Annotated in this window: 18 protein-coding genes; 10 read left to right on the top strand and 8 right to left on the bottom strand. The window is 59.9% G+C overall.

Translation table 11 applies throughout. The features are described from left to right. Positions 1–109: 109 nt before the first annotated feature. The 4 genes from AC07YV_RS03465 to groL all read left to right on the top strand — a co-directional run bounded on the left by AC07YV_RS03465 (position 110) and on the right by groL (position 3622). Complete coding sequence (locus AC07YV_RS03465; RefSeq protein ID WP_102698444.1) at positions 110–841, top strand: HugZ family pyridoxamine 5'-phosphate oxidase; 732 nt, start codon at positions 110–112, stop codon at positions 839–841. A gap of 66 nt (positions 842–907) precedes the next feature. Then, positions 908–1384 carry an FxsA family protein gene (locus AC07YV_RS03460; RefSeq protein ID WP_102673353.1) on the top strand — a complete coding sequence of 159 codons (477 nt, stop codon included), beginning with the start codon at positions 908–910 and terminating at the stop codon, positions 1382–1384. A 248-nt stretch (positions 1385–1632) separates the two neighbouring features. Further along, positions 1633–1926: a co-chaperone GroES gene (locus tag AC07YV_RS03455; RefSeq protein WP_007978564.1), complete on the top strand. Its 294-nt coding sequence runs from the start codon at positions 1633–1635 to the stop codon at positions 1924–1926. A gap of 49 nt (positions 1927–1975) precedes the next feature. After that, positions 1976–3622, top strand: coding sequence for a chaperonin GroEL (groL, locus tag AC07YV_RS03450; protein WP_102698443.1), 1647 nt, complete (start codon positions 1976–1978; stop codon positions 3620–3622). A 194-nt stretch (positions 3623–3816) separates the two neighbouring features. Here groL and AC07YV_RS03445 read toward each other — a convergent pair whose 3' ends face one another. Further along, a complete protein-coding gene (locus tag AC07YV_RS03445; protein ID WP_102698442.1) occupies positions 3817–4560 on the bottom strand; it encodes a phosphatase PAP2 family protein in 744 nt (247 codons plus the stop codon). 217 nt (positions 4561–4777) lie between these two features. Here AC07YV_RS03445 and colR point away from each other — a divergent pair, with 217 nt between their 5' ends. The 5 genes from colR to AC07YV_RS03420 all read left to right on the top strand — a co-directional run bounded on the left by colR (position 4778) and on the right by AC07YV_RS03420 (position 8495). Next, a complete protein-coding gene (gene colR, locus AC07YV_RS03440) occupies positions 4778–5461 on the top strand; it encodes a two-component system response regulator ColR (RefSeq protein WP_007985839.1) in 684 nt (227 codons plus the stop codon). After that, a complete protein-coding gene (locus AC07YV_RS03435; protein ID WP_102698441.1) occupies positions 5451–6725 on the top strand; it encodes a sensor histidine kinase in 1275 nt (424 codons plus the stop codon). The genes colR and AC07YV_RS03435 overlap by 11 nt, the downstream gene beginning before the upstream one ends. A 153-nt stretch (positions 6726–6878) precedes the next feature. After that, positions 6879–7547, top strand: coding sequence for a class I SAM-dependent methyltransferase (locus AC07YV_RS03430; protein ID WP_102698440.1), 669 nt, complete (start codon positions 6879–6881; stop codon positions 7545–7547). Positions 7548–7551: 4 nt separating this feature from the next. After that, complete coding sequence (locus tag AC07YV_RS03425; protein ID WP_102698439.1) at positions 7552–8265, top strand: lipopolysaccharide kinase InaA family protein; 714 nt, start codon at positions 7552–7554, stop codon at positions 8263–8265. A 2-nt stretch (positions 8266–8267) separates the two neighbouring features. Then, positions 8268–8495 carry a hypothetical protein gene (locus AC07YV_RS03420; protein WP_102698438.1) on the top strand — a complete coding sequence of 76 codons (228 nt, stop codon included), beginning with the start codon at positions 8268–8270 and terminating at the stop codon, positions 8493–8495. A 181-nt stretch (positions 8496–8676) separates the two neighbouring features. Here AC07YV_RS03420 and AC07YV_RS03415 read toward each other — a convergent pair whose 3' ends face one another. The 7 genes from AC07YV_RS03415 to AC07YV_RS03385 form a co-directional block, all read right to left on the bottom strand. Then, positions 8677–11703, bottom strand: a complete 3027-nt coding sequence (locus AC07YV_RS03415) for a multidrug efflux RND transporter permease subunit (RefSeq protein ID WP_102698437.1) — start codon at positions 11701–11703, stop codon at positions 8677–8679. A gap of 13 nt (positions 11704–11716) precedes the next feature. Further along, positions 11717–12865, bottom strand: a complete 1149-nt coding sequence (locus tag AC07YV_RS03410; protein WP_102698436.1) for an efflux RND transporter periplasmic adaptor subunit — start codon at positions 12863–12865, stop codon at positions 11717–11719. Positions 12866–13043: 178 nt separating this feature from the next. After that, positions 13044–14144 (bottom strand): DUF1513 domain-containing protein, encoded by a 1101-nt coding sequence (locus AC07YV_RS03405; RefSeq protein ID WP_102698435.1) that lies wholly within the window; start codon positions 14142–14144, stop codon positions 13044–13046. A 14-nt stretch (positions 14145–14158) separates the two neighbouring features. Beyond that, entirely contained in the window at positions 14159–15223 is a 1065-nt protein-coding gene (locus AC07YV_RS03400) for an imelysin family protein (protein ID WP_102698434.1), read from the bottom strand. A gap of 27 nt (positions 15224–15250) precedes the next feature. Beyond that, entirely contained in the window at positions 15251–16678 is a 1428-nt protein-coding gene (locus AC07YV_RS03395) for a di-heme oxidoreductase family protein (protein WP_102698433.1), read from the bottom strand. Between the two features lie 280 nt (positions 16679–16958). Beyond that, positions 16959–18308, bottom strand: a complete 1350-nt coding sequence (locus tag AC07YV_RS03390) for an imelysin family protein (RefSeq protein ID WP_102698431.1) — start codon at positions 18306–18308, stop codon at positions 16959–16961. 231 nt (positions 18309–18539) lie between these two features. After that, positions 18540–20591, bottom strand: coding sequence for a putative bifunctional diguanylate cyclase/phosphodiesterase (locus AC07YV_RS03385; RefSeq protein WP_102698430.1), 2052 nt, complete (start codon positions 20589–20591; stop codon positions 18540–18542). A 1153-nt stretch (positions 20592–21744) separates the two neighbouring features. Here AC07YV_RS03385 and AC07YV_RS03380 point away from each other — a divergent pair. Further along, the gene (locus AC07YV_RS03380) at positions 21745–22011 is read left to right on the top strand and encodes a DUF6124 family protein (protein WP_102698535.1); all 267 of its coding nucleotides are present in this window, start codon (positions 21745–21747) and stop codon (positions 22009–22011) included. Positions 22012–22070 lie beyond the last annotated feature (59 nt).

Below are 22070 nucleotides of genomic sequence, written 5' to 3'. Positions count from 1 at the left end.
GCGCCTGACGTGACCCGGCTACACATGAGAACTGCCCCCGATGGCGTGCTGGGACTTTCACCAGCAGCTTGTCCGTTTTTATGACGGATTCTATCTAAGGAGTCATAAATTGAGCGTTGAAGCGGCTAAGCATGCACGAGAATTGCTCCTCAAGGAATACCGTGGAGTGCTCTCGACGCACTCCAAGTCAATGCCCGGTTTTCCGTTTGGCTCCGTGGTTCCCTACTGCCTGGACGAGCAGGGCCGGCCGCTGATCCTGATCAGCCGCATCGCGCAGCACACCCATAATCTGCAGAAAGACCCGAAATGCTCGCTGTTCGTGGGCGAGCGCGGAGCCGAGGATGTGCAAGCCGTTGGTCGCCTGACCTACCTGGCTGAGGCACAGCAGCTCGAAGACGAAGCCTCCATAGAAGCCGCTTCCGAGCGTTACTACCGCTACTTCCCGGAGTCGCAGGGTTATCACAAGGCCCACGATTTCGACTTCTGGGTGCTCAAGCCGGTGCGCCACCGTTACATCGGCGGTTTTGGCGCGATTCATTGGGTCAGCGACCTGACCCTGGCCAACCCGTTCGCCGGCAAGGCCGAAGTGAGCATGGTCGAGCACATGAACGCGGATCACGCCAAGGCCATCGCCCATTACGTCGAGCTGGCCGGGCTGCCGAACAATGTGCCGGCGCAAATGGCCGGTATCGATACCGAAGGCATGCACCTGCGAATCGGCCAGAGCCTGTACTGGTTGCCGTTTCAAGCGCCTTGTAATACGCCGACACAAGTCCGCGAAGCCTTGGTTTCTCTGGCTCACGCTGAACATTGGCCGAAAAATGAAGCGGCCGACGCTTGAATTCACGAAACGGCGACGTCATCTAAGGTGAACTGGCAAGGCATTCTTGCGTTGAGGAACCATTTGATGCGCCCTTTTTTGTTGCTCTTTCTGCTGTTCCCGGTGTTGGAGCTGTTCGTATTCGTCAAGGTGGCAGGGGCTATCGGGTTTTTCCCGGCCCTGCTGCTGATCATTCTCGGCTCGATGTTCGGTGTGTTCGTGCTGCGCATCGCCGGCCTGGCCACGGCCCTGCGTGCCCGTGAAAGCCTGAACCGCGGCGAGTTGCCGGCCCAGACCATGCTCGAAGGCCTGATGCTGGCATTGGCCGGTGGCCTGCTGATTCTTCCGGGTTTCATCAGTGATGTGATCGGCCTGTTCCTGCTGCTGCCGTTCAGTCGCCGTCTGCTGGCGGGCAAGATGCGCCAGCGCGCCGAAGAGCAGGCCATGCGTCAGCGCGCGTTCGCCGACGACCTCCAGGCCCGCGGCGGCCCGGCACCTCGCGAGCCGCTGGGCCGCGAGCCCAACGTGATCGAAGGCGAGTTCGAACACCGCGATACCAAGTAATACGCCCATCGACACGGCACCTTCGGGTGCCGTGTTCGTTTGCGGGGCATCGACCTGAAAAATTTTCGCTACCCGCCCTTGTAATAAGCTTATGCGCCCTTATGTAACGGTCACCGCAAGGTTTCTGGCGAACACGCCAGACAGACTTCCGCGGTTCGCTTGACGAACCGCAACCGGCACCGCCGGCCTTTGTTAAACCCGCCGGGACTACACCGGCCGATGAAAACCACAATTAGGAGAGATCGACAATGAAGCTTCGTCCTCTGCATGACCGCGTCGTCATCCGTCGCAGCGAAGAAGAAAAGAAAACCGCTGGCGGTATCGTCCTGCCAGGTTCGGCTGCTGAAAAAGCCAACAGCGGCGAAATCCTCGCTGTAGGCACCGGCCGCGTACTGGAAAGCGGTGAAGTGCGTGCACTGTCCGTGAAAGTGGGCGACAAGGTTGTGTTCGGTCCTTACTCCGGCAGCAACACTGTGAAAGTCGACGGCGAAGACCTGCTGGTAATGAGCGAGAACGAAATCCTCGCTGTTATCGAAGGCTGATTACCCGCTCATTTTCCCGCTACTTCAAAGTATTTAAGGAATATCGATCATGGCTGCTAAAGAAGTTAAATTCGGCGATTCCGCCCGCAAGAAAATGCTCACCGGTGTCAACGTCCTGGCTGACGCAGTAAAAGCGACCCTGGGCCCGAAAGGCCGTAACGTGATCATCGAGAAGAGCTTCGGCGCTCCGACCATCACCAAGGACGGCGTTTCCGTAGCCAAGGAAATCGAACTGGAAGACCGTTTCGAAAACATGGGCGCGCAGCTGGTCAAAGACGTTGCCTCCCGTGCCAACGATGACGCAGGCGACGGCACCACCACCGCTACCGTTCTGGCTCAATCGATCGTCAACGAAGGCCTGAAAGCCGTCGCTGCCGGCATGAACCCGATGGACCTCAAGCGCGGTATCGACAAAGCGACCATCGCGATCGTCAAAGAGCTCAAAGCCCTGTCCAAGCCATGCGCTGACACCAAGGCTATCGCTCAGGTAGGCACCATCTCCGCCAACTCCGACAACTCCATCGGCGACATCATTGCCGAAGCCATGGAAAAAGTCGGTAAAGAAGGCGTGATCACCGTTGAAGAAGGCTCGGGCCTGGAAAACGAACTGTCGGTTGTTGAAGGCATGCAGTTCGACCGTGGCTACCTGTCCCCGTACTTCGTCAACAAGCCAGAGACCATGGTCGCTGAGCTGGACGGCCCGTTGATCCTGCTGGTCGACAAGAAGATCTCGAACATCCGCGAAATGCTGCCAGTGCTGGAAGCCGTTGCCAAAGCCGGCCGTCCACTGCTGATCGTGGCCGAAGACGTTGAAGGCGAAGCCCTGGCGACTCTGGTTGTGAACAACATGCGCGGCATCGTCAAAGTCGCAGCCGTCAAGGCGCCAGGCTTCGGCGACCGTCGCAAGGCCATGCTGCAGGACATCGCCGTTCTGACCGGCGGTACCGTGATCTCCGAAGAGATCGGCCTGAGCCTGGAAAGCGCAACCCTGGAAAACCTGGGCAGCGCCAAGCGCGTGACCCTGTCCAAGGAAAACACCATCATCGTTGACGGTGCTGGCGTACACGGCGACATCGAAGCACGCATCGCTCAGATCCGTGCCCAGGTTGCCGAGACTTCCTCGGACTACGACCGTGAAAAACTGCAAGAGCGTCTGGCCAAGCTGTCCGGCGGCGTTGCAGTGATCAAGGTTGGCGCTGGTTCCGAAGTTGAAATGAAAGAGAAGAAAGCCCGCGTTGAAGACGCCCTGCACGCTACCCGTGCAGCCGTTGAAGAAGGCGTGGTACCTGGCGGTGGCGTTGCCCTGATCCGTGCTCTGGAAGCACTGACCGAACTGAAAGGCGACAACGCCGATCAGGACGTGGGTATCGCTGTTCTGCGTCGCGCTGTTGAAGCGCCACTGCGCCAGATCGTTGCCAACTCCGGCGACGAGCCAAGCGTAGTCGTCGACAAGGTCAAGAACGGCGAAGGCAGCTTCGGCTACAACGCTGCGACTGGCGAATACGGCGACATGATCGAAATGGGCATCCTGGACCCTACCAAGGTTACCCGTTCGGCTCTGCAAGCTGCAGCCTCGATCGGCGGTCTGATCCTGACCACCGAAGCTGCTGTTGCTGATGCACCGAAGAAAGACGGCGGTGCTGGCGGCGGTATGCCAGACATGGGCGGTATGGGCGGCATGGGCGGCATGATGTAAGCCAGCCTTACCCCTGTACGAAAAAACCCCGCCTGCGACAGCAGGCGGGGTTTTTTATTGCCGGGAATTTGAAAGGCGCCTCGGTCTAGTGTGGGAGCGGGCTTGCTCGCGAAAGCGATGCGTCAGACAACATGTTTGTTGAATGTTGAGCCGCTTTCGCGAGCAAGCCCGCTCCCACATTTTTGATCTGTGTTTCAGGCACTCACCGGTTGTGCTTTGGCAACAGCGTCGGCTCGGGAAGCAGGCCGATAAAGAATCCAGTAATACGACCCCAGGCAAATCAGCCAGCAGAACACCGCCGTCCACAGGTTGTGCGAGAAGAAGTGTGCGCCCTGCATCATCCGGCTGATGGAAAACACCGAACCCAAGGCAAATGCAAAGACAAATGCCGCACGGGCCATGCGCGGGCGGCGGTCACGCAGCACGAAGAACAACGCAAACAGGGTGAAACCGGTCGCAGCATGGCCGCCGGGCCAGCAGCGACCGGGCTTTTCGGTGGCCGGGCGCGGGCTGAGCAATTCGCTGTAGGTTTCATGACCGCCGAATTGCTCCAGGCTCCATGGGCATTGCACCGCCGTCACCGCTTTCATCGGCGTGACAAACGACGTCGCCAGCCCCAGCGAGAGCACCAGGCAACCCAGTTCCCGCTTGAACGGTTTGAGCCTGGCCATGAAAAACGAGGCGATGAAGCCGAGGATGGCAAACACCGAGAAGGCGATGACTACCTGCTTGGCGCGATCGTGCAGGATATCCTCGAGGAAGTAACTGTGGCGTCCGATGAATTCCCCGGCGACCGGGTCGTAAAACAGCCTGGCCAGGTCCATGTCCAGACTGGTCAATTCGAGCAACACCAGAATGATCGCGGCAACGGCAGGGATTCCAAGGCACACCCAGAAATTGAGCGGACGAGGAGCGGGGCGGGCGAGGGTCGAAACCATGCGAGTTCCTTGATCGGTAAAGTGTTCTGAAAGGCGCAGCCGCGCAGAGTTTGAACCCGATTATGTCGTCAACCTGTGAGTCGATAGTGAAAAAGTCGTTAATGCCGCAAACGTTTGATTTCAACGGTTACAGCAGCACGCAATCCTAGCCCTGAGCCACACTTGGCCTTAAGCTGCGCGGGCCACGACGGCCGTTACTGTGGACGGAGAGATACCCATGCGAATTCTATTGGTTGAAGACAACCGCGATATCCTGGCCAACCTGGCCGATTACCTGGGGCTCAAAGGCTATACCGTGGATTGCGCGCAGGATGGTCTGTCTGGCCTGCATCTGGCGGCCACCGAGCATTACGACTTGATCGTGCTCGATATCATGCTGCCCGGCATCGATGGCTACACCCTGTGCAAGCGGCTACGCGAAGATGCCCGCCGCGAAACGCCGGTGATCATGCTCACGGCCCGCGATCAACTGGACGACCGTCTGCAGGGCTTCAAGTCCGGCGCCGATGATTACCTGATCAAGCCGTTTGCCCTGTCTGAACTGGCGGCGCGTATCGAAGCAGTCATGCGCCGGACCCAGGGCGGCGGGCGGCGGACCTTGCAGGTCGGCGACCTGAGCTATGACCTCGATACCCTGGAAGTCACCCGCGAAGGCCGATTGCTGAAACTCAACCCGGTCGGCCTGAAATTGCTGGCCGTGTTGATGCAGAAAAGCCCGCATGTGTTGCGCCGTGAAATTCTTGAAGAAGCGCTCTGGGGCGATGACTGTCCGGACAGCGACAGCCTGCGCAGCCATGTCCACCAACTGCGCCAGGTGATCGACAAGCCGTTCGCCAAGCCGTTGTTGCAAACCGTTCACGGCGTGGGGTATCGCCTGGCCGAGGGGCGTGATGGAGTTTAAGCAGAGCCTTTCCCAACGAATCATCATTGCCTTTGCGCTGATGAGCGCACTGGTGGCGGGTGCCTTTGCCATGGGCATCGTGGCGACTGTGCACCTGGTGGAAGAAAAACTGATTTCGGCAGGCCTGGGCGGTGATTTGCAGCGCCTGTTGCTGATGGACAATGTCACGGACTGGAGCCATCGCCCCGAACCGGACCAATTGTTCTACTTCAGCAACGGACCAGGCGATTTCAGGTTGCCCAAGGATTTGCGCCATCTGGAGCCGGGTTTTCACGAAGTCTTCCGTGAAAACCTGTCGTACCACGCCATGGTCGAAATCGTCGACGGCCGACGTTACGTGCTGTTGCAGGACCAGAGCGACTTCGAAGAGCGCGAGCGGGTGCTGTTTGCCGTGGTGCTGGTGGGTTTCGTACTGAGCCTGGCGCTGGCGGTGTTTCTCGGCTGGGTCCTGGCACGCAAGGTCATGGCGCCGGTGGTGCGGCTGGCTCGGCAGGTACGCCATCGCGATCAACTGCTCGGCCTGGCCCCCCCTTTGGCCCCGGATTATGCCGCCGACGAAGTGGGCGAATTGGCCGTGGCCTTCGACGCTACCCTCGGGCGCTTGCGTCAGGCCCTGACCCGTGAGCGCTTGTTTACCAGCGATGTCAGCCACGAATTGCGTACACCCCTGATGATATTGGCCAGTTCCTGCGAGTTGTTGCTGGAAAATCCTGGTCTCGATCAGCGCGGTCGCGCCCAGGTCGAGCGCATTGCCCGGGCCTGTGAAGAAATGCGTGAGTTGGTGCAAACCTTCCTGATGCTGGCCCGTGCCCAGCGCGAAGACGCCGGCATGTCGCCGCAGCAGCCCCTGGGTCAGGTAGCCGAGGGCCTGGTCGGTCTGTGGCGCGAGCCCATTGAAAGCAAAGGGTTGAAGCTGATCTTCGAACCGGGCAACCCTGAGGCCAAGAGTTACAACGCGACGCTCCTGCACGCGGTGATGGGTAACTTGCTGCGCAACGCCTTGCATTACACGGAACGGGGCTTCATTCGCCTGAGCCTGACGGGCACGGGATTTCTGGTCGAAGACAGCGGTGTGGGCATTCCCGAGGAAAAACGCGAGGCGATGTTCGAACCCTTCGTTCGGGGCACTGAAAAACGCGGGGAAGGCTTGGGCCTGGGGCTTTCACTGGTGCAGCGGATTTGTGAAAACCAGGGTTGGAGCGTCAGCCTGACGACGATGGAGCCCAGTGGCTGCTGTTTTCAGGTGGAGCTATCCCGAACTTGATCTGTTGAGTCGGTTGCCCAGAAAACCCTATCAATTCAGTAAAACCCTGTAATAATTCTGGGTTTCCCATAACGATATTTTCACAAATGGATGACCAGTCACCGACACCACAAAATCTAAGGTAGTTGCATCAGAAGTTCAGGAGACCTGATGATGGACGGCCCGATCAAACTCGATTTTTCTGAAAAGTACGACGATCAACACGCGCAACGCTATTTGCGCAAACATCAGGAAGGTCTCGGCCGTCGATTGTCTCACTGGCGTGACGAACAACTGGCGCGCAAGGCGCTGGCCTTGGTTGGCGAGCCTGGTTTGGTCCTCGATTTGCCTTGTGGTGCGGGGCGTTTCTGGCCCTTGTTGGCGGAAAAGTCCAACCGTGTGATCATCGGTGCCGATAACTCGGAGTCCATGCTGAAGGTCGCCACCCAGGCGCAACCGGCCGATGTGGTGAAGCGGGTACAACCCTTGCACACGTCTGCATTCGACATCGCCTTGCCGGACAACGCCGTCGACAGCATTTTTTGCATGCGCTTGCTCCACCACATCGGTGACGCCGGGCATCGCATGGCTATCTTGCGTGAATTCGAGCGGGTTTCCCGCGACAGCGTGATCCTTTCGCTGTGGGTCGATGGCAACTTCAAGGCCTGGAAACGCAAGCGTTCGGAGAAATCCCGTGGGCAGGAAGGTTACCAAAACCGGTTTGTGTTACCGGCCGCTACCGTAGAGAAGGAATTTGAGCAGGCGGGTTTCCGGATCCAGGAACAACTGGACTTTTTGCCGCTCTATGCCATGTGGCGAGTTTACGTATTACGCAAGAGGTAACAGGATGGCAGTGCAGTGTGCAGCAGAAACGGAAGTCGTTCCCCAGGACCGCTTCGATTACTTCTGGAATCAGCGCGGTGAATGGGTAGAAGAACCCAATGTCCGTCGCGGCGGGGAAAGCGGCGTTCAACGCCTGATGGGCAGTGATGGTCAACTGCTCTACGTCAAGCGCCAGACCGGGCATATCCATCGTAGCTTGCAGCACCCTTTCGGGCGGCCTACGGTCATGCGCGAGCATGTCGCGCTCACCGGTGTAACCGCGCTTGGCGTACGGGTTCCGGAGATCGTGTTCTGTGGGGCACAGCGCGATCCTGTGCACAAGTGGCGTGCCCTGCTGGTCACCAAGTCGCTGGACGGCTTCGAGGAAATCGATCGCTGGTACGCCGGTGGCGGTCGCGAGCGTCATGGTGAAGCCATTAACGAACGAGTGCTCAAGGACCTGGCTGAAAACCTGGCTCGCATGCACAAGGGCCGCTGGCAGCACGGCTGCCTTTACGACAAGCACGTATTCGTTCGCGTGACCGGTGAGGGCGAGACGGCCAAGGTCGAAGTGGCCCTGATCGATCTGGAAAAATGCCGACAGCGTCTGACGACCCATCGCGCAGCTGTTCATGACTTGAAGCAATTGCGTCGCCACTCGTCGTTCAGCGACGCAGACTGGAAAAAGCTCGTCTACTTTTATGAGACGGCGTTTGGCAGCGCTATCAAGGGTTTATAGCGATGAAACTCGAAATTGCACGAGGTTTGTTTCTGGTAGGAGCCTTGGCAGTTGCATCGATCGCGATGGCAGCCTGGGAGCAACCACGCCCCCAGGTTCTCAGCTCGATAAGCGCAGAAGAACATTGTCCGTTGCCGCGGGTTGCGAAGGCATCCGTGGCCACTCGACCCGATCATGATTTGTTGCTATTCATGTTCGGACTTTCTCAGGGATTGAGGCCGCAAAGTTGAACCGATTGAAGCCAAAATGAAAGGCCTCGCACCAACGAGGCCTTTTTTTTTGCCCGGATTTTCAACCTGCACGATTCAATGTGGGAGCGGGCTTGCTCGCGAAAGCGGCTCAACATTCAACAACGATGTTGTCTGACACACCGCTTTCGCGAGCAAGCCCGCTCCCACAGGTTTCTCTGCATCAGGGCTTATCCGGTTTGGCCAGCATCGTGTAGATGCAAGGCAGCACAAACAGGGTGAACAATGTGCCGATCGACATGCCGGTCGCGATGACCGTGCCGATGTCGAACCGGCTGACCGCACCAGCACCGGTGGCGATGATCAATGGCACCATGCCGAACACCATCGCCGCGGTGGTCATCAACACCGGACGCAGGCGGATGGCCGCCGCTTCCTCCACGGCTTCCCGTGCCGTCAGGCCCTTGTCCTTGCGTAGCTGGTTGGCGAACTCGACGATCAGAATGCCGTGTTTGCTGATCAGCCCGATCAGCGTCACCAGCCCGACCTGGGTGTAGATGTTCATGCTCGACCACCCCAGGAACAGCGGAATCAACGCGCCGCAGATGGACAGGGGGACGGTGACCAGGATCACCAGGGGGTCGCGGAAGCTTTCGAACTGGGCCGCCAACACCAGGAAAATGATCGCCAGTGCCAAGGCAAAGGTGACCCACAGGGCACTGCCTTCCTGAACATACTGTCTCGAGGCGCCGGCGTAGTCGAAGGCAAAACCGACCGGTGCCTCTTCCCGGGCGATCTGGCGCACGAGGTCGATGGCTTCGCCCATGCTCACCAGCGGCACGCCGGACAGGATGGCCGAGTTGAGTTGCTGGAACTGGTTCAACTGGCGCGGTCGGGCGCGGTCGGTGACGGTGATCAGGGTCGACAACGCCAACAGCTCGCCCTTGGTGTTTTTCACGTAGTAATTGCTCAGCCAGTCCGGATTGTCGCGAAACGGCCGCTCGACCTGGGCAATGACCTTGTAGCTGCGACCTTCAATGGTGAATCGGTTGATCTCGGCTTCACCCAGCAGGGTCGCCAGGGTTCCCCCCAGATCCTGCATGGAAACCCCCATCTGCGCGGCCTTGGCGCGGTCGATATCCACCACCACTTCCGGTTTGTCGAAGGCCAGGTCAACGTCGACAAATGCAAACTTGCCGGATTCCATCGCCCGTTTCTTTACGCGGTCGACCACTTGCAGCAGCAGTTCGTAATCGTTGGAGGAGTTGATGACGAACTGGAACGGCAAGCCTTCGCCGGTGCCCGGCAGGGACGGCAGGTTGAAGCCGAAGATCTGCAGCCCCGGGATCTTTTCCAGTTTGGCCTGCACCTCGGGCAGGATCTCCATTTGCGTGCGACTGCGATCGTCCCATGGCTTGAGCAGGAAACCACCGATGCCCGATTGCACGCCGTTGAAACCGTTGATCTGGAACGATGAGTAGTACTCGGGAAACGCCTTGAAGATCGAGATGAACTCGTCGGTGTAGGTGTTCAGGTAGTCGAGGTTGGTCGGTTGCGGAGCGTTGGCCATCATGAAAATGATGCCCTGGTCCTCATCCGGCGCCAGCTCCGATTGGGTGAATTTGAGAAAGACCGGAATCAGGCACAACACGATCACGGCGAATACCAGCACCACCGGCCGGGTGTTGAGGGTGCCGTGGAGCATGCTCTGGTAGCGGCGCTTGAGGCGTTCGAAAATCATGTCCAGGCGATGGGCCAGGCCACTGGGATTCTCGTCGTGACGCAGCAGAAACGCACACATCATTGGCGAAAGAGTCAGGGCGACGATGCCGGAAATCACCACTGCGCCGGCCAGGGTCAGGGCGAACTCCTTGAACAGCGCCCCGGTCAGGCCGGTCAGGAAACCGATCGGCGCATACACCGCCGCCAGGGTGATGGTCATCGAGATCACCGGCATGGCGATTTCCCGGGCGCCTTCAATGGCGGCGTCGAACGGCGTCTTGCCTTCCTCGATGTGGCGATGAATGTTTTCCACCACCACGATGGCGTCATCCACCACCAGGCCGATGGCCAACACCATCGCCAGCAGGGTGAGCAGGTTGATCGAGTACCCCATCATCTGCATGAAGAACATGACACCGATCATCGACAGCGGGATGGTCACCACCGGGATCACTACCGAACGCAGGGCGCCAAGGAACAGGAACACCACCACGATCACGATCAGTACCGCTTCGAACAGCGTTTTCACCACTTCGTCGATCGAGGCCTGGATGAACAGCGTGGCGTCGTAGGCGATTTCACCCTTGAGGTTCGGCGGTAGCTGGGCCTCAAGGTCCGGCATGATCTTGCGCACTTCCTTGATCACTTCCAGCGGGTTGGCGCCCGGCGTCGCCTTGATGCCGATGTACACCGAAGGGGTGCCACCGAACGAGCTGATGGAGTCGTAGTTTTCCGCCCCCATTTCCACACGCGCCACATCGCGCAGCAGTACGCGGCTGTCGCCATCGACCTTGAGCGGAATCGCCCCGAAGGCCTCGGCGGACTTGAGTTCGGTATTGGCGTTGATGCTGGTGACCACGTATTCGCCTTTCACCTCGCCGGCAGCCGAGAGGAAGTTGTACTGGCGCACCGCGTTGGTCACATCGCTGGCACTGAGGCCGAAACCCGCGAGCTTCACCGGATCCAGCCACAGGCGCATGGCAAATACCTGGTTGCCGAGGATTTCGGCCTCGGCCATGCCGGGCAAGGTCGCCAGTTTGGGCTGGATCACCCGCGACAGGTAATCGGTAATCTGCGGGTTGCTCAATTCTTTGCTGAAGAAACTCATGTACATCAGCACTGACGCATCGGCAGACTCTTTGCTCAGCACCGGGTCTTCTGCGTCCTGGGGCAGTTGGTTCTTGACCTCGTTGGCCTTGGCCAGCAGTTCGGTAAACAGACGGTCGCTGTTGGAGCCGACGCGCGCGTAGATCGAGATCACCGAAAAGTTCTGGCGACTCACCGAGGTCATGTAGTCGATACCCTCGGCGCTGGCGAGGCTTTGCTGCATCGGTTGGGTAATGTAGCCCTGGATGGTCTCGGCGTTGGCTCCGGGGTAGGCGGTGGTCACCGTGATCAGGGCGTTTTCCATTTGTGGATACTGGCGCAGCGGCAGCTTGCTCCAGGCCTGGAAGCCCAGCAGCACAATCAGCAGGCTGACAACGGTTGCGAGAACCGGGCGGCGAATGAACGGATCGGTAAAAGCCATAGGGATTCCTTGATCAGTCCGCGCGAGGCGGGCTGTTCTGCTCGGCCAGGGTCTTGTCGTCGCTGATGGCAATGTGCGCGCCGTTATCCAGTTTGAGCTGGCCGGCGGTCACCACTTTCTCGCCGTTCTGCACGCCTTTGGTGATCATCACCTGCCCATCGCGGCGTTCGCCGGTTTCGACAAATCGCCGTTCGGCGATCAGCACCGGCTGGCCCTTGTCATCCTTTACCGGGCTGCCGTCTTCGGCCTTCTTTTGCACGGCCACATACACCGAGTTGCCGTAGAGCGTGTAGGTGATCGCGCTTTCCGGCACCACGATGCGCGGTTGCGGGTCGGGCAGGAGCACCTGGAGGTTGGCGAACATGCCTGGCATCAACTTGCCATCGGGGTTGGCCAGGGTGGCGCGGACCTGCACGTTACGGGTGCTGTTCTCGACTTTCGGGTTGATTGCACTGATGGTGCCCGGGTACTCCTGGTTCGGATACGCCGCGACAATGACCTGCACTGGCTGGCCGAGTGCAATCTTCGGCACCGACTGCTCGGGCACAAAAAAGTCGACATACAGGCTACTGAGGTCTTGCAGGGTGGCGATCATGGTGCCGCTGGCAAGATAGTCGCCAACGTCTACCTGACGAATGCCGATGGTCCCGCTGAAGGGTGCGACGATGCTTTTTTTGCCGAGCGCAGCCTTGAGTTGATTGACCGTGGCCCGGCTCTTTTTCAGCACCGCCGAAAGCCGGTCGAACTCGCCTTTGGAAATGGCCTGGCTGCCGACCAGTTGGCTACCGCGACCGTAGTCGAGCTGTGCCAGCCCGAGGTCGGCCAGAGCCGTTTCCAGCAGGGCACTTTCAACGGCACTGTCGAGGCGCAGGAGTGGTTGACCGGCCTTGACCTTTTGCCCTGACTCGAACTGCAAATCGATGACGGTGCCATCGGTCTCCAGGCTCAGGTCCACGCCCTGCAATGCCTTGAGCGTGCCAACGGTAGGCAGGCGGGCTTGCCACGGACGCTCGGTGGCGGTGGCCACGGCAACGCTGATGGCCGGTTTAGGTGCAGAGAAGCCTTGAACCATCGTGTAGATCGAGAAGGCTTTGTACGCGGCCAGGACCAGCACAATCAGTAGAACCACACCCAACATGATCAGCATGCGGCGACGCAGCATATTCCAGTTCCTTGGAGAAAATCAGGTGAGACAGCAGGGCACATTACCGGGAGTCTAGAGGTAATCCAACTGCCGTTTTTACAGGTTGTGAGGTATTAGAGGGGGGAAAGCCTGAAAAGATTCGCCGTCTCGGGTCGCGCCTGCGGGGTGCACGTAAGGCGGCGATCTTTTCAATGATTCAGGCCATCAGATGCAGATGGTTGTCCCAGAGCCCTGCGGGTAGCTCCAGCGGTTTGGCGACCAGGTTTGTCTGACGGCAGTCGTAGTAGCGGCAGCGCCCCTGGCCCGAGGTCACGACAAAACCATCGGCCACGGCGCCGACCCCGGCGCAATCGGGCAGGGGGGCATCCAGGCGTACTTCACCGCTGTCCAGGTCCCAGATGAAGAAACGGTTGCCCCGCGGCGCGGTCAGCGCCACCAGGCGCAAGTCGTTGTGCACCGCGACGCTGGCGGTGTAGTGCCCCATGGCCTGCAACTGGTGCTCGGGCACCGGGAACGCCACGAAGGGCTGGCCGGGACGCTTGATCGCCAACAGCTCCGACGACTCGTGGGCCGCGCCCATGAACTGTTGGCTGGCGACGATGGTGCCGTCGCTGGCGATGGCCAGATGGCGCACGCTGTTCATCTGCTGGGCGAGGGTTTCCTTGCTCAGCAGGGTGCCGTCACGTTGCATCAGGACCAGGCTCGGTTCCATGGCGTTGAGGTTCATCTCCACCCGGCTTTCGGCCTCGGTGCGAATCCCGCCGTTGGCCACCACCAGGGTTTCGCCATCGGGCATCCACGACACCTGGTGCGGGCCCAGGCCGTGGGTGGAAATTTCACCGCTGTGCACCAGCCTTTCGCCTTCGAACTTATACACACCTAGCAGGCCGCGGCCCGGATCGGTGGTGTCATTTTCGGTGGCGTACAGCCAGTCGCCGCTGTGGTGAATGACCGCGTGTCCGTAGAAGTGCCGGTTGGGCTGCGACACCACGGTTTGCAGGAGGGCGCCGTCGCGCAGGTCGATCAGGTAGCTCTCGGTGCCCGGACGGCGGGCGACGAACAGTGCAATCGGCTGTGTCGGGTGGTTGATGATGTCGTGGCAACGCTGGCCGACCCGGGTGGCGAACACCTGGGTGCCATCGAGCCGATAACCGACGGCGTAATGCTGGCCATCGGTATCGTCCCGTGCTGAAAGCAACAACGGACTCTTGTCCTTTTGCTTGAACAGCGTCCAGCCGCCCAGCGTCACCGCACCCAGCAGCAAACTCCCTAATGTCAGAACCTGGCGTCGCAACATGGAACGGGCCCTCATCAGTCACCGTCGTTGGCGTTGAAGCCCAGCTGGATGCCCAATGCCTTGGCCAGATCGGCCTCGTGCAGGCGATGGACGACGTTGAGGCTGTCATACAGCTCGTTGAGTTGCTGGCGGCCGGCCTCGTCATTGAGCATGTCGGTCAGCGAGCGCTGGTTGCCGGCAAACAGTTTCAGCGAGGCGGCATAGGCGGCATCGATCTTGTCGGCCAGCGGCTTCTGTTCGCTCGGCAACAGTCCGCGCAGGCCTTTGTTATCCACGCCTTCCCAGACCGTTTTGGCGGCCGCGAGGCTGGCTTCGAGGCTGGTCAGGGACGACTGGCTGCGCCAGGCATCGGCCTGGAACGGTTGCGGCACGCCCTTGCTCTGGCGACCCATCGGCGTGCCGAGTTTTTTCTTCAGGGTGTCGATGGCGGTGACTTGAACCCGCAGCAGATCGGCGATCGCTTCGTGGGAGTCGGCGTAGCGCTGGTTCGGGAATTTGCTCATTTGCGCGAGCATGCCGTCGGTGTTGTTCCAGGTTTGCAGAATCTCTTCGGCCAACTGTTTCTGGCGTTCGCCGATGGCGATCAGCAGTGGGCAGTATTTGCTCTTCTGCTCAGCGTTGGCCACGTCAGGCTTGCTGTCGAACAGAATGTATTCGTAGGCCGAAAGGCCCTGCACCACGACACTGGACTTGGCCAGCGCTGCAACATCGATCTGCGGCTGGGCGGTGACCAGTTGCTCGACCTGACGGCCGACCAGGTTTTTCTTGTCCGGCCAGAACTGCACTTGCCACGAACGGTTGCCTTCAGCCAACGGCCCGATCAGCAGCGGTTGCAGCTCGGCCCAGGCTTTTTGCGCGTGCAGGAAGTCGGCACGGGCGGTTTCCAGGGTTTCCTTGCCTTCGCAATAGGCGAGGGCGCTGACCGCCAATTGACGGTCGGCTTCAACCCAGCGGGTGTAGGTCGGCAGGATCACCGACTTGGCGATGGCCGCCGACGTGACCGCTTGCGGATCCTGGGGCGAGCAGGCACCCAGGGCGAGGGCGGCAAGGCTGGTGAACAACAGTTTGGGACGGAACATGTCGGGCTCCCGCGATTGGAATGCGTGTTAAAGGGAATTCAGGAACGCCAGCAACGCGGCGCGCTGCTCGGCATTGAAAGACAAAACCTGTTGCTGCGCCGCTGTCGCTTCGCCGCCATGCCAGAGCACGGCTTCGAGCAGGTTGCGGGCGCGGCCGTCGTGCAGGAACTGGGTGTGGCCGCTGACCGCCTGTGTCAGGCCGATGCCCCACAACGGCGGGGTGCGCCATTCGCGGCCACTGGCCTGGAATTCGCTACGGTTGTCGGCCAGGCCTTCGCCCATGTCATGCAGCAGCAGATCGCTGTAGGGGCGAATCACTTGATTGGCCAGCTCAGGTTCGGCGGCGTTGGCGGCGGTGGTGTATTTCGGTGTGTGACAGGACTGGCAACCGGCCTGATAGAACAAGGTTTTGCCGGCCAGCACTTCAGGTGCGTTGACGTCACGACGGGCCGGTACGGCGAGGTTACGGCTGTAGAACAGCACCAGGCGCAGGATGTTATCGCTGACTTCCGGCTCGCCATCAGGGCCGTTGCCATTGGGTGCCTGTTTGCAGGCCGTTTGCGCGTCCGTGCAGTCATCAACGGGCCGCAGGCTGGTCGTGAGGCCCATATCGCCCGAAAACGCGTGAACATTCTGTTGATTGAGGTTCGGTTGTCCGGCTTTCCAGCCAAATCGTCCAAGCACCGTCTTTTGCCCGGCGTCATCCCAGACCCGGTTCGGTCGTCCGCTGATGCCGTTGTTCGCCTTGGCCTGTGCCTCGGCGTTGGCCAGGATCGCCTCGTCAGGGATCGCCTCGAGCAGGCCCAGGCCAATCATCGGCGGCGCTACGCGCGCCGAGAAGCGGGTATCGGGGTGCATCGGGCCGTAGCCCAGCTGGGTGATGTTCAGGCTGGGTTTGCGCAACTCGACTTCGGTGCCGTCCTTGAAGCGAACCGGCACAGCGATGTAATCGACCCGCACTTTGCCTTCCGGGGCCACGCCGGGTACGGCCATGTCCTGGAACTGACCGCCGTAGACGGGCTCCGGCACCACGCCGAGTTGTTCGATGACCTTGGCATACGCCGGGGCGTCGGGAATCGACAGGCGTACCAGCATCGACACGGCGTTCACATCGTCCGCAGTCGGTGGATGGCCGCGGCCGTCCTTGATGTGACAGCCCTGGCAGGCATTGGTGTTGAACAGCGGGCCGAGGCCATCGCGCGCGGTCGTCGTTGAAGGGGCGATCACCCAAGGGCTGCGGAAGAAGCTGTTGCCGACGCTGAAATCCACACGCCGGGACGGCGGCAGGTTCGCCGAGGGCATGGAAAACGCGTTCTGATCGGTCTTGCGCACCGTTGCACTGCCGCCGGAGCGGGCTTCACCGGGTTCTGCCTGGGTGAATTTCGGGGCGTCATCGCAGGCACTCAGGCCCAGGGCCAGAAACAGTGCGGACAAGCGAAGAGGCAGCGAGGGCATCAGGGATCCTGCAAGACGAGCAAAACAAGGGCGCAAAGTCTAACAGGGGATAGGAATTTGAATAAGAGGAATTATCGTTTGCTTGATGTGGGGCAGGGTTTATCTGGAAACGATGATCCCTCTGTGGGAGCGAGCTTGCTCGCGATGGGGCCATCATGACCAATATCAATGTTGAATGTGCTACCGCTATCGCGAGCAAGCTCGCTCCCACAGGGGATGAGTTGTGGCGGACACAAAAAAGGCGACCCGAAGGTCGCCTTTTTCATTCAGCCAGCGTTGATCAGAATTCGTGATCAGCGTTGTCCGGGTTCAGGTCGTTGATGCCCAGTTTCCCAGCGGCGGCTTCGATCGAACCGGTCTGCTTGACCAGCGCAGCAATGGCGTCACGGACGATCTGGTTGCCTGCGGTGTTGCCGGCAGCGATCAACTGGTCGTAGTGCTCACCCTTGTTGGCGTGATCAACCATGATCTGGATCTTGGCTTCGGTAGCGGCCAGGTCGTCTTTGAGCGCGGTGTCGGCAGCCGGGTCGGCCTTGGCCACCAGGGACGACAGGCTGGCGCCGGTCATTTTGGTGCCGTCGACACGGGTGTATTCACCCAGGTACACGTTACGAATGCCCTTGGCATCGTAGAAGTGCGAGTTGTGGGTGTTGTCGCTGAAGCAATCCTGTTCGTCTTCCGGGGAGTTGGCTTCCAGGGAAACCTTCATGCGCTCGCCCGCCAGTTCGCCCAGGGACAGGCTGCCCATGCCGAACAGCATTTTGCGCAGGCCGGTTTCAGCCGGTTCCGCTTCCAGGGTGGCGCGATAGTTGTCGGCCACGTTCGGCTTCCAGTTACCGACCATTTCTTCCAGGTCGCTGACCAGCAGCTGAGTCACGGACTTCAGGTAGGCGCGACGACGATCGTTGTGACCGCCGGTAGCGCCTTTGCCTTCCAGGTAGTCCGAAGCCGGACGGTTGCCGGCACCAGGGCCGGTGCCGTTCAGGTCCTGGCCCCAGAGCAGGAATTCGATGGCGTGGTAACCGGTGGCGACGTTGGCCTCGGAACCGCCCAGCTCGTTCAGGCTGGCGAGTTTTTCCGGGGTGATGTCTTTGACGTCGACCTTGTCTTCGCCGATCTGCACTTCAGTGTTGGCGATGATGTTGGCGGTGGCGCCCGGGTTGCCCAAGGCGTGTTCGTAGGACTTGTCGACGTAGTCGATCAGGCCTTCGTCCAGTGGCCAGGAGTTCAACTGACCTTCCCAGTCGTCAACGATGGTGTTGCCGAAGCGGAACACTTCGCTCTGCAGGTAAGGCACGCGAGCGGCAACCCAGGCAGCCTTGGCGGCTTTCAGGGTGTCGGCGTTCGGCTTGGCGAGGAAGGCGTCTACGGCGGTTTGCAGGGTCTTCGCGGTGGATTCGGCATCGCTGTAAACGGCGAAAACGATGTCGGCGTAGTGAGCGACAACGGCTTTGGCGGCGGCTTCGTCGACTTTACCGGCAGCGGCAGGCGCAGCAGCCGGGGCGGCCGCGGTGCTGGCGGCTGGCGCAGGTGCAGGCGCGGCAGCTTTTTCTTTGTCACCTTCGCCGCAACCGGCGAGGGAAATAGCGATGGCCAACAGACTGGCGGTAGCCAGAGGCATACGAATCATGGCGAACATCCTGCTTCGATAGGGGTGGAGTGGCGCTGTGCGCACGCAAAACTGCGACATAATGCAAATCTTTCGCATTATGTGTAAAGGGTTGTAGGTGGAAATATTTCTTATTCACGGCCCCCTGTAGGAGCGAGCTTGCTCGCGATGGACGTGAACGATAACGCTGGGAACCAGATACCCCGCGGTGTTCTCAAGTTCATCGCGAGCAGGCTCGCTCCTACAGGGGGGTTACAAAATAGCCGCGTTGCTGCGTTGGGCCTGCTTGAGGTAAACGCCCAGTTCCCGCGCCGGCAATGGCTTGCTGTAGTGATAACCCTGACCTTCGTGGCAGCCTTCGGAAATGATGTAGGCCTCCTGTTCGGCGGTTTCCACACCTTCGGCAATCACCTGCATGCCCAGGCTCTTGCCCAGCTGGATGATGGCGCGAACGATGGTCGCATCGTCGTCGTCATCGAGCAGGTCCTGAACGAAACTCTTGTCGATCTTGATCTTGTCCAGCGGCAGGCTCTTGAGATAGCTCAAGGATGAATAGCCGGTTCCAAAGTCATCGATGGCGATCAGCGCACCGGAGCGGCGCAGGCTGAGCAGATGCTGGGCTGCGGTGCTGATGTCTTCCATCAGGCCGGTTTCGGTGACTTCCAGTTCCAGGCTGCGTGGCGGCAGGCGGTACATTTGCAGCAGGTTGTTGACCACCCGTGGCAGTTCGGCGTGGTGCAATTGAACCGTGGACAGGTTGACCGCCATGCGCAGGTCACTGAAGCCCTGGTCATGCCACTCGCGTAATTGTTTGCAGGCCTGGTCCAGCACCCATTCGCCGATGGCAATGATGGTCCCGTTCTGTTCGGCCAGCGGAATGAACAGGTCCGGTGGCACCATGCCGTGCTCGGGGTGTTGCCAGCGAATCAGGGCTTCGACGCCCACCACGCGGTTGTCGCGGTAACTGATCTGCGGCTGGTAGACGAGGTAGAACTGATTGCGGACCAGCGCATCGCGCAGGTCTTTTTCCAGCTCGCGACGGCGGCGCATTTCGGTGTCGACGCTGGCGATATAGAACTGATAGCGGTTGCGCGAGCGGGTCTTGGCCAGCGTCATGGTCTGCTCGGCCTTTTGCAGCAGCTTCTCGGTGCTGTCGCCGTCCTCGGGGAACAGGGTGATGCCGATGGTGGCGCGCAGGCGGATTTCCTGATGGTCGAGGGCAAACGCCGCTTCCAGATCATCGAGAATGCTTTGTGCCAGTTCGGCGGCCTCGTAGGGTTGTTCGATATCGGCCTGGACCAGGGCGAACTGGTCGCCACCGAGGCGGGCGAGGGCGCCCAGGCGACCGCTATGGCCGCGCAGGCGATCGGCCAGGGCCAGCAGCAACTGGTCGCCGGTCTGGTAGCTGAACTGCTCGTTGATGCCCTTGAAATCGTCGAGGCCGACACATAACACCGCGACCCGGCGCTGCAACCTGCCGGCGTCGATGAGGATCTTGTCCAGTTGCTGCTGCAATTGCTGCCGGTTCGGCAGTCCCGTCAGGAAATCGTACTGGGACATGCGCAACAGGCTGTTTTCCGCCTCGTGGCGCAGATGGGTGTTGCGTTCGATGGATTCGAGCAACTGGTTGGCGGTGTTGATCCAGATGCCCAGTTCGTTTTTCTCGTGGCCCTTGAGCAGCGGAATCTTGTGTTCGCTGGGACGATCCGGATTGATTTCCGTGAGGTGCTCGATGATCCGCGACAGCGGCTTGGTCAGCAGCCAGTGATAGACCAGATACAACACCAGCCCCATGGCGAGCGCGCGCAGTACGCCGGAAATGAAGATGATCACCGAGCTGACAATGAACCCCTGGCCGTAGGTGGCGGTATCGAGGGTGATGCTCAGGTCGCCGTAATATTCGCTGTAGGGCCCGCGACCGACCAGCTGGGTGGTGAAGGTGCGTTCCTGGCCGAGAATCACGTCGGTCAGCCAGCGGCTGTGGGAGTGCTGCAATTCACGGGTTTTTTGCGCGAGCATGGCTTCGTTGGGATGGCCGATGGAGGCCTTGCGCACGGCGGCGTCCTGAAACAGGCCTTCGATCACCTGCATGCCCATTTCCCGGTCCAGGCTGTAGACGGCCTGGGTCGAGGGGTCGCGAAACATGTCGAGGATGCGTTCGGCATCGTTGGCGACGGCCTGGCGTGTTTTATAGGCATCGAACACGATCTGTGCGCAGCTCAAGACCACGCCGACGATCAATGCCGACAGGAGCACGACCCGGAGCAACTTCACCGACAAGCTGTTCTTGAGTTCCAGCTTCAAAGGGATATTCCTTGTTCCGTGCGGGTAGTATCAAGTTGCCATGAGTATTGGCAATCCCGTGATGGCAGTCAAAGGGACAATCATCCTTGGGGGATTTTGCCTGCAGCTTGGCTGATTTGCAGTTGTCTTGACGAGTTAGCCTATTCGCACTGTGTCGGTTGTCGAGTCCTTCAACTTGAGGGGCGGGGTGGAGATATTTTCCTTTTGTTTGATGTTAGCCGTCTGTGGCGGGGGGGCAAGGGGCTCGAGGTTTGTTTCGTTGTTGGGTTTTTAACCGGGTACATATCCGTTACTGCGGTAACGGCGACTTATGGTTTCGCCCTTACGGCGAGTCCCTTTGGCAAACGCCCCAAAGGAACCAAAGGTCTCGCCCCTTACGTACGGCCCCTCGCTTAGGCTCGGGGTTCCTTCGCTCCGGCATTCATCCGGGGGCATCGCCTCCGGTCGGCTTCGCTTCGACCTCCTCTCGATGTGTTCGGCTTCGCCGAACGGCGCTGCGCGCCCACCCCCGGATGAACGCCTCCACTCAGCCTGCCGAGGGGGCGGGTAGATCAAAAGCTGCAGGCGAGCTAACGCTCGGCCTGTTGAGTGGTGAAGAGCGAAGGTGTACGCCGCTCTGCCTTTGCTCTTCTGTGGGAGCGAGCCTGCTCGCGAAGGCGGCCTGACAGCCGACCTGAATCTGGCGGATGTACTTTGACCCTGTGGGAGCTGGCTTGCCAGCGATGACGGCCTGTCAACCGACCAATCTCCCACGCCTCCAAGATGACCACTCCCACGCTCCCGCGTGGGAGTGCTGCCAGGGACGCTCCGCGTTACGTTTATGCGAGATGGCGCGGTGTAGGAAAGCGCCAGAAGTTTCCCACGCAGTTTTCAGGTTGTCCGTCGGAAGCGGGCTGAATAACCTTTGGTGATCGCTGAAATGCTTCAGCGATCGGGTGTGAGAACCCGCAAGAGAGTGTTAATCCAGCGCCAGTACCACCATAATTGCCGCCAGCTTATCCGCTGCCAGCAATGCTTTATGGCGGCTGTGTGCGGGCAGACCTCGGTCTGGCCGGATTGCTCTCTTGCCGGTTTCTCACTCCGCACATAGCTGCCACCTCTTCGCTCGCGTGAGAAACGGCGAGAGATGGCTCCAATCGATAAGGAGCATATTTTGGATAAGTTAATCCCCGATCCCCCCAGCAACACCACCAAACCCTACAGCCCCCACACCATGTTCATGATCGTTCCCGACATGGACACTGAAACCCTTCTTGCCCACGCCTGTGAATCACTGGCTTCAGCCAATGTCCTGGCGAGTGATTTCGCCACCTACCTGAATGGCCCCCAGCGCAACACAGCGTTGGCCATTTCGCAGATTGTCATGTTGGCGGAGCTGGCGGTGAGTCGAGCGTTGGATAACCTCGATCCGCAGGGATAGGTATTCATTCAGGTTGACCGCGTCATCGTTCTTCGCGAGCAAGCCCGCTCCCACATTTG

The sequence above is a fragment of the Pseudomonas sp. GW456-E7 genome (assembly GCF_059424105.1).
Note: the sequence above shows the minus strand (reverse complement) of the source record. Positions and strands in the feature narration are given on the sequence as shown.